This is a genomic window from Actinocorallia lasiicapitis (genome assembly GCF_054778695.1).
Genome location: NZ_BAAGZI010000277.1, coordinates 1 through 8,129, shown reverse-complemented (window position 1 = coordinate 8,129; position 8,129 = coordinate 1). Strand labels below are relative to the sequence as shown.

Below are 8,129 nucleotides of genomic sequence, written 5' to 3'. Positions count from 1 at the left end.
GGCGGTGCTCGCCGACACCGGCACCGCGTGCCGCGCGATCACCTTCCCGCCGAGGTCCGCGACGGCCCCCCGGACGAACCGCCGGCCGATGTCCAGCCCCAGCACCCGGCCGATCCCGTAGTCCGGTTCGAAGAACAGCGCCCCGTAGTGCGGCCCCTCCGGCGGCGCGACCTCCTTGACGAGCCCCGCCGCGAGCAGCAGGTCCAGCGCGTTCCCCATGGTCGGTTTCGCCATGCCGAGCCGCCGCGCCAGCCCCGCCCGCGACTGCGCGGGCCCGTCGCACAACGCCTCGAGGACGGTCAGCGCGTTCCCCTCCCGCACGGTCGCCGGCGTCGCAATCATCCCGCCATCCTAGTAACGCTCCTTGACGAACCCGCCATCCTAGTAACGCTCCTTGACGAAGTGGTGGCCGCGGCTTCCGGTGGGTGGGGAGAGTCTTTGCCGTCCGGCGGTTTCTCGCCGGGGCGATCGGGGTGATAGCTCACCTAATGGCCCCCTGTTCTGTGGCGAGGCGGTGCGACGGTCGATGACCTTGAGGGCGCGGCTGACCCTGTACGCGGGTGTCTTCGCCGTGCTCGCCTGCGTCCTGGCCTCGCTGGCGTTCCTCGCCAACACCGACGCCAGGACCTCCGCCGACCGGTACGCGAGGGCGCTGGCCGACGTGATGCAGGTGGTCGGCCAGATCCGGCAGGGGCGGCTGCCCGGCGTCCTTCCGGCCAAGGAGACGGCCCTGCAGGTCGTCGACGCGTCGGGGAAGGTGATGGTGTCGTCGCCGTCGCTCGCGGGGGCGCCGGCGATCACGCCGCTGCGGCCGGATCCCGCGGACATCATGAGCTCCTGGGATCTGTGCGGGATCCCCCGGCTGCCGGGCTGCCAGCGGGTGATCGGCGTGATGCTGCTGTCCACCGAGCTCGACCACGGGCGGATCGTCGTGGTGTACGGGGTGGTGTCGCGGCCGCCCTGGTACGGCACCGGGACGGCGCTGATCACCGCGCTGGCCGGTTCGGCCTGCACGGTCGTGCTGTTCTGCGCGGGCACCTGGTTCATCGTCGGCTCGGCGCTGCGGCCCGTGGAGTCGATCCGCCGTGAGATGGCCGTGATCACCGCGACCAACCTGCAGCGCCGGGTCCCCGTGCCGGTGCCGCCCGACGAGATCCGGGCGCTGGCCGGCACCGTGAACGACACGCTCGAACGGCTGGAGGACGCCCTGGCCAGGAGCCGTCAGTTCACCTCCGACGTCTCCCACGACCTGCGCAGCCCGATCGCCGCGATGCGCCTGTCGGTCGAGGAGACCCTGATGTACCCCGACGACACCGACTGGCCGTGCACCGCCGCCAAGCTGCTCAACGATCTGGAACGGCTCGAGGACCTGGTCACCGAGCTGCTGATCCTGTCCCGGCTCGACAACCGCACTGAGCTGGAGATGGTGCGCCGCGACCTGTCGACGCTGGTCGAGACGGAGCTCGCCGCACGGACCCGCGGCAAGCAGATCAAGACGGACCTCGCCCCGCACGCCTGGGTGGAGCTGGACCGCCTGCGCATGGCCCGCCTGGTGACGAACCTGCTCGACAACGCCGAACGGCACGCCGTCACGACCATCGTCGTGAAGGTCTCGCTGGACGGCGACGAGGTCGTCCTGGAGGTCTGCGACGACGGCGGGGGAGTCCGCCCGCAGGACCGCGAGAAGATCTTCGAACGTTTCGTCCGTCTCAAGGAGTCCCGCGACCGCGACCCTGGCGGCACCGGCCTCGGCCTTCCCATCGCCCTGGAGACGGCCCGCGCCCACGGCGGCACCCTCACCGTCGAGGACAGCGAACGTGGCGCCCGCTTCGTCCTGCGCCTGCCCCGGAAATGATAAAGCGGCGCTGGGAGGATACGGGGGCAACCCTCCCAGCGCCGCACATCGGTGTTCCGACGGGGGCCCGGAACACCGGCACGGGCGCCCCGACGGGGGACCGGAGCGCCAGGTACAAATCGTACACCGAAACCCCCCGGGGTTAGTCAAGAGATAGTCACGTGCCACTTTGCGGATCTGCGGCGGGCAGGGCCCGCTGGGCCGGTGCGGAGGGGGGCGGAGTGGTGTCGTGGAGGCTGGGGAGCCGGGTGGGACGGCGGCCGCCGTTGGCGAGGATGACGCTGACGTACGGCAGGAAGATCGCGCCTGCCAGCAGCAGCGCCATCACCTGCGGCGGGGTGTGGCCGTAGAGCGCCACGGCCAGGATCAGGCAGGCCATCCGGATCCCCATGGAGATCAGATAGCGGCGCTGGCGTCCTGACACGTCTTCCGACATGGGGACGGCTGCGGTGGTGACGTTGTAGACGGTGGCCTGCTTGCGGCGCGGTAGTGCCCTCACCCCTCCACGTTACGCCCGGCGGAGCTGGGTAGGGGAGGGGGTATCGGCTCAAGCGAAGGGGGAACGATCATGGGTGATCGCGTGTACCGGGTGACGGAGATCGTCGGCACGTCGTCCGAGGGGATCGAGGCGGCGATCAAGAACGGGGTGAAGCGGGCCTCGGCGACGCTGCGCAACCTCGACTGGTTCGAGGCTACCGAGGTCAGAGGGCATATCGAGGACGGCGAGATCGCCCACTTCCAGGTCACCCTGAAAGTGGGCTTCCGCCTCGAAGACCCCGCGGATCTCTGAGTGGATCTCTCTGCAGGGGATCTCTAGGACGCCTGGCTGACGGTCGACATGTTGAAGTCGGCGACCCGGACCGGCGGCATGGCCGTCCGGGTGAAGTAGTCCGACCACTCACGCGGTAGCGTCCGTGCCGTTTGTCCGATTTCGGTCAGGCGGGACAGCAACCCGACCGGGCTCTCGTTGAACCGGAAGTTGTTGACCTCTCCGACGACCTCGCCGTTCTCGATCAGGTACACCCCGTCACGGGTGAGCCCGGTGAGGAGCAGGTTCTGCGGGTCGACCTCGCGGATGTACCACAGACACGTCAGCAGGAGCCCGCGCTCGGTGTTCGCGACCATCTCCTCGAGGGTGGCGCCGCCGGGCGCGCCCTCCATGAGCAGGTTGTCGACGCCGGGCGTGACGGGCTGCCCGGTGAGCGCGGCCGAGAACCGGGTCTGCATGAGGGCGGCGACCTTGCCGTCGGCGACCCAGTCGGTGGCCGGCAGGCCCAGCCCGTTGTCGAACACTGAGGAGTCGCGGCCGGAGGCGTGCGCGATCACGTAGGGCGCGCACTCCAGACCGGCCGCCGCCGGGTCGCTGTACAGGCGCAGGGGCTGCGGGGACAACTCGCTGCCCACCGGGTGGGAGGAGAAGACGGTGCGGCCCTCGTGGGCGTCCCTGGCTCCGGCCGTCCAGTACATGTAGATCATGAGGTCGGCGACCGCGGACGGCGGCAGCAGGGTCTCGTACCGGCCGGCGGGCAGGTCGATCCGGCGCTTGCCCCACTCCAGCCGCCGGGTGAGTTCGGCGGCCAGCCCGGGGACGTCCACGTCGGTGAAGTCGCCGGTGCCGGTGCCGACCCACGCGGAGCTGGAGTCGTTCTTGGCGTTGATCTCGACCTTGCCGGTGGGCTGGTCGTGGCGGAGCCGCAGCCCGCTGGAGCTGCCCAGGAAGCTGGAGGTCAGCTCGTGGTGGGCGAACCCGTAGAGCCGGCGGCCCGCGGCGGCGGCCTCTTCGAACTGGGCGCCGAGCGCGGGCGCGAAGGTCGAGAAGACCGAGATGTCGGTGACGGCGGGGTCGGCGTCCCAGTCGGACGCCGGGGCCGTCCCGGTGATCAGCGGGGCGGCGTCTTCGGCGGGTTTGCCCGCGCGGGCGATCTCCTCGGCGGCCGCGACCAGGTCGGCGATCCCGTCGGCCCCCACCCCCGCCCGGGACACGACGCCGACGGCGCCGTCCTGGATCGCGATCACGGTCAGCCGCCGGGACCGGGACACCCCGTTGGTGGTGAGCGTGTTCCCCGCCCACCGCAGGTTCGCGCCGCTCGACTCGTCGGCGATCACGATGCAGTCGCTGGTCGTGGAGAGGCTGAGCGCCTGTTCCACCGCGTCCTGGGGCCTCACTTGCCCGCCTCCTTGACAGCGTTCAGGATGTTGACGCCGCGGAACAGCGCCGAGGGCGCGCCGTGGCTGACCGGGGCGACCTGGCCCGGCTGGCCCTTGCCGCAGTTGAAGGCGCCGCCCAGCACCCAGGTCTGAGGGCCGCCGACGGCCTCCATCGAGTTCCAGAAGTCGGTGGTGGTCGCCTGGTAGGCGACGTCCCGCAGCTGGCCGTCCAGCCGCCCATTGGTGATCTTGAAGAAGCGCTGGCCGGTGAACTGGAAGTTGTAGCGCTGCATGTCGATCGACCACGACTTGTCGCCGACGATGTAGATCCCGTCGTCGACCCGGGAGATCAGCTCCTCGGTGGAGGGGCCGTCCTCGGCGGGCGCGAGCGACACGTTGGCCATCCGCTGGAGCGGCATGTTGCCGGGGGAGTCGGCGAACGCGCAGCCGTTGGAGCGGGCCTGCCCGGTGAGCTGGGCGATCCGCCGGTCGGTCTGGTAGCCGGTGAACAGGCCCTCGGTGACGATGTCCCACTGCTGGGTCGCGACGCCGTCGTCGTCGAAGCCGATCGTGGACAGGCCGTGCGGGACGGTCCGGTCGCCCGTGATGTTCATGATCTTGGAGCCGTACTGCATCTTGCCGAGCTTGTCGGGGGTGGCGAAGGAGGTGCCCGCGTAGGCGGCCTCGTAGCCGAGCGCCCGGTCCAGCTCCGTGGCGTGGCCGATCGACTCGTGGATCGTCAGCCACAGGTTGGACGGGTCGACGACCACGTCGTACACCCCGGCCTCGACCGACGGCGCCGCCAGCTTCTCCTCCAGCAGCCCGGGGATCTCGGCGAGCTCGGCGTCGAAGTCCCAGCCGGTGCCGGTCAGGTACTCCCAGCCGCGTCCGACGGGCGGCGCGATGGTGCGCATGGTGTCGAACGCGCCGTCCTTGATCCGGACGGCCGTGAGCTGCGGGTGCACGCGGACCCGCTGCTGGTTGGTGACCGTGCCGTCGGCGGAGGCGAAGAACTTGTTCTCCTTCACCTGGAGCAGCGAGGCGTCGACGTGGTCGACGCCGGCGTCCAGCAGCCGCCGCGACCAGTCGGCCAGCAGTTCGATCTTGGTGCTGGTGGGGACGGTGAACGGGTCGATCTCATAAGCGGAGATCCACACCTGCTCGCCGTGGGAGGGTTCGGGGGCCAGCTCGATGGCCTCCCGGTTGATCGCCTTGGCGACCTTCGCGACGGCGACGGCCTGCTCCGCGACGGCGGCGGCCGCCTCGACGGTCAGGTCGATCCCGGCGGCGAACCCCCAGGTGCCGTCCTTGACGACACGGACGGCCAGCCCGATGTCGTCGGCGTCCAGCGTGGTCTCGGGGGAGCCGTCCTTGAGGCGGAGGGTCTGGCTGCGGATGCGTTCCAGCCGGAAGTCGACGTGTTCGACCCCCAGCTCCTGGGCTCGGGTCAGCGCGGCGTCGGCGAGCGCCCGCAGCGGCAACGCGGCGAATGCCGGATCGATCTCATGCATCTGAAGAACCTATCTCAGCACAAAGATCAGGCCCGGATCTTGTTGTTCTCGGCATCTCGCCGCCGCCGGGCCGACCGGTAGCCTCGTGCCGCAATGTGATGTGAGCTACTCGTTCCGGTCCACTCGTACTTTTCGGAGGTTGGCGCATGACGCGCTCTGTCCTGGTCACCGGCGGCAATCGCGGTATCGGCCTCGCGATCGCCCGTGAGCTGCAGGCGGCGGGCGACGCCGTGGCGATCACCTACCGGTCGGGTGAGCCGCCGGAGGGCTTCTTCGCCGTCCAGTGCGACGTGACCAGCATGGAGGAGGTCGACGCGGCCTTCGCGAAGATCGAGGCCGAGCAGGGCCCCGTCCAGGTGGTCGTCGCCAACGCGGGCGTCACCAAGGACACGCTGCTCGCGCTGATGAGCGAGGAGACCTTCACCTCGGTCCTCGACACCAACCTGACGGGCTCCTTCCGGGTGGCCAAGCGGGCGGTGAAGGGCATGATGAAGCTCCGCACCGGCCGGATCATCCTGATCTCCTCGGTGGTGGGCCTGTCGGGCTCGGGCGGGCAGGCGAACTACGCGGCGTCCAAGTCGGGCATGGTCGGCCTCGCCCGGTCGCTGGCCCGCGAGCTGGGGTCGCGGAACATCACCGCGAACGTCGTGGCGCCCGGTTTCGTCAACACCGACATGACGGCGGGGCTCGACGAGAAGCTCCAGGACATGATCAAGCAGAACATCCCGCTGAAGCGGCAGGCCGAGCCGGAGGAGATCGCCAAGGCGGTCCGCTTCCTGGCCAGCGACGACGCGGCGTACATCACCGGGGCCGTGCTCCCGGTCGACGGCGGACTTGGAATGGGACACTAATGGGCATTCTCGAAGGCAAGAACATCCTCGTGACGGGCGTCCTCACCGACGCCTCGATCGCCTTCCAGGTCGCGAAGATCGCGCAGGAGCAGGGCGCGAACGTCGTCCTGTCGGCGTTCCCGCGGCCGACCCTGACGCAGCGGATCGCCAAGAAGCTGCCGTCGGGCCCGGACGCCGTGCCGCTGGTCGTCGAGCTCGACGTCACCAACGAGGAGCACCTGGCCGGGCTGGAGGCGCAGCTCCGCGCCCACGGCTGGGACCGGATCGACGGGGTCGTCCACTCGATCGGGTTCGCCCCGCAGACCGCGCTGGGCGGCAACTTCCTGGCCACCAAGTGGGAGGACGTCGCGACCGCCGTCGAGATCTCGGCGTTCTCGCTGAAGTCGCTGACGATGGCGTGCCTGCCGATGATGAAGGAGGGCGGCTCGGTCGTCGGCCTCACCTTCGACGCGCGCGCCGCGTGGCCGGTCTACGACTGGATGGGCGTCGCCAAGGCGGGCCTGGAGTCCTGCAACCGGTACCTGGCCCGCTACCTGGGCCCGCAGGGCATCCGGTTCAACCTGGTCGCGGCGGGACCGATCCGGACGATGGCCGCCAAGTCGATCCCCGGGTTCGAGGGCATCACCGACGGCTGGTCGAAGTCGGCGCCGCTCGGCTGGGACATCACCGACGTGGTCCCGACGGCGAAGGCGACCGTCGCGCTGCTGTCGGACTGGTTCCCGGCCACCACCGCCGAGATCATCCACGTCGACGGCGGCGTCCACGCGATGGGCGGCCAGTTCGACCAGTAGCACCCGAACAGCACGAAGGGGCCCCGGCGAGGGCCCCTTCGCGTTGTCTAGGCGCGGCGGCGGAGGCGTGCGCCGAGCACGCTGAACTGGAGCATGACCACTCCGGTGATCGCGCCGGAGCCGATGGCGGCCCAGACCGCGGTCCGGGCGTCGCCGGTGGAGGTGACGGCCGAGACGGGCATGAGGTGCACCTCGGGCAGCGCGACGGCCTGGGCCGCCGTCTGCGGCGAGCCGGCCACCTGCGGGGTGCGCGGCAGCGCCGTGGCGGTCTCGGGCAGCTTCGTGAACGATGCGGGCGTGGTCAGCGGCACCGTGGAGTTCAGTGAGACGCGCGGCGTGCTCGGCGCGGACACCGTCCGCGGCTTGGGTTTCGGCTTGGGCTTCTTCTTGCCGGGGCCGGCGCCGTCGGGTCCGGTGTCGGGGATCTTCTGCGGCCCGGGGTCGGGGTCCTTGTCCTTGGTCAGGTCGTCGATCTTCTTCTTGAAGTCCTCGGCGTTGTTCTCGGCCTGGCAGACGATGTTGTTCCAGGTCGTGACCGGGTCGGTTCCCTTGGGGCAGGTCTTCTTGGGCTTGTCCGCGCGGGGCAGCGCCACGGCGGGCGCGGCGGCCCCGAACACCAGCAGGACGCCCGCCGAGACGGCGAGTGAGGTGCGGCCGAGCCGGTGGAAACGCCTGGGGCGGGGGGCGCGGTGGCGGGACAATGCGGCTCCTCAGAGTCCTGGGGGGTAATTGACTCTCCGTCTTATTTAACGGATCAAGGGGGCCCAAGTCACGTCCTGCCTCCAGAATTTCGTTCTATTGGAGCAAAGAGGCCAAGCGGGTGCGCCGTCCGGGCGGGGTGTCGCGGCTGATCGCCTCGGCGAGCGCGGGGCCCGCGGCCGTCACGATCGACAGGTGGCGGCGGGCGCGGGTGAACGCGGTGAGGGCGAGGGGGCGGGTCAGGGCGTCGGCGGTGGGGAACACCGCGATGACG

Annotated in this window: 9 protein-coding genes; 4 read left to right on the top strand and 5 right to left on the bottom strand. The window is 70.4% G+C overall.

Translation table 11 applies throughout. The features are described 5' to 3' along the window. Nucleotides 1-342, bottom strand: a 342-nt coding sequence (locus tag ACYVE7_RS24480) for a MarR family transcriptional regulator (protein WP_460367577.1), incomplete at its 3' end; no start/stop codon positions are given. 184 nt (nucleotides 343-526) lie between these two features. Between ACYVE7_RS24480 and ACYVE7_RS24475 the strand changes: the two genes are divergently transcribed. Next, on the top strand, nucleotides 527-1,855 hold the full coding sequence (locus ACYVE7_RS24475) for a sensor histidine kinase (protein ID WP_460367575.1): 1,329 nt from the start codon (nucleotides 527-529) through the stop codon (nucleotides 1,853-1,855). Between the two features lie 157 nt (nucleotides 1,856-2,012). On the opposite strand, the gene ACYVE7_RS24470 is transcribed toward ACYVE7_RS24475, so the two are convergent. Next, entirely contained in the window at nucleotides 2,013-2,354 is a 342-nt protein-coding gene (locus ACYVE7_RS24470) for a DUF3099 domain-containing protein (protein ID WP_460367573.1), read from the bottom strand. Nucleotides 2,355-2,423: 69 nt separating this feature from the next. On the opposite strand from ACYVE7_RS24470, the gene ACYVE7_RS24465 reads away from it, so the two are divergent. Further along, on the top strand, nucleotides 2,424-2,645 hold the full coding sequence (locus tag ACYVE7_RS24465) for a dodecin (protein WP_460367572.1): 222 nt from the start codon (nucleotides 2,424-2,426) through the stop codon (nucleotides 2,643-2,645). 23 nt (nucleotides 2,646-2,668) lie between these two features. Here the strand turns inward: ACYVE7_RS24465 and ACYVE7_RS24460 are convergent, their stop codons facing one another. Both ACYVE7_RS24460 and ACYVE7_RS24455 read right to left on the bottom strand, forming a co-directional pair. Beyond that, nucleotides 2,669-4,021 (bottom strand): metallopeptidase TldD-related protein, encoded by a 1,353-nt coding sequence (locus ACYVE7_RS24460; protein ID WP_460367570.1) that lies wholly within the window; start codon nucleotides 4,019-4,021, stop codon nucleotides 2,669-2,671. Continuing rightward, nucleotides 4,018-5,514 carry a TldD/PmbA family protein gene (locus ACYVE7_RS24455; protein ID WP_460367568.1) on the bottom strand — a complete coding sequence of 499 codons (1,497 nt, stop codon included), beginning with the start codon at nucleotides 5,512-5,514 and terminating at the stop codon, nucleotides 4,018-4,020. The genes ACYVE7_RS24460 and ACYVE7_RS24455 overlap by 4 nt, the downstream gene beginning before the upstream one ends. Before the next feature lie 146 nt (nucleotides 5,515-5,660). Here ACYVE7_RS24455 and ACYVE7_RS24450 point away from each other — a divergent pair, with 146 nt between their 5' ends. Both ACYVE7_RS24450 and fabI read left to right on the top strand, forming a co-directional pair. Then, nucleotides 5,661-6,365: a beta-ketoacyl-ACP reductase gene (locus tag ACYVE7_RS24450; RefSeq protein ID WP_460367566.1), complete on the top strand. Its 705-nt coding sequence runs from the start codon at nucleotides 5,661-5,663 to the stop codon at nucleotides 6,363-6,365. Next, entirely contained in the window at nucleotides 6,365-7,156 is a 792-nt protein-coding gene (gene fabI, locus ACYVE7_RS24445; RefSeq protein ID WP_460367565.1) for an enoyl-ACP reductase FabI, read from the top strand. Before ACYVE7_RS24450 ends, fabI begins: the two co-directional genes overlap by 1 nt. 47 nt (nucleotides 7,157-7,203) lie before the next feature. Here the strand turns inward: fabI and ACYVE7_RS24440 are convergent, their stop codons facing one another. Beyond that, nucleotides 7,204-7,857, bottom strand: coding sequence for a hypothetical protein (locus ACYVE7_RS24440; RefSeq protein WP_460367563.1), 654 nt, complete (start codon nucleotides 7,855-7,857; stop codon nucleotides 7,204-7,206). Nucleotides 7,858-8,129: the final 272 nt, after the last annotated feature.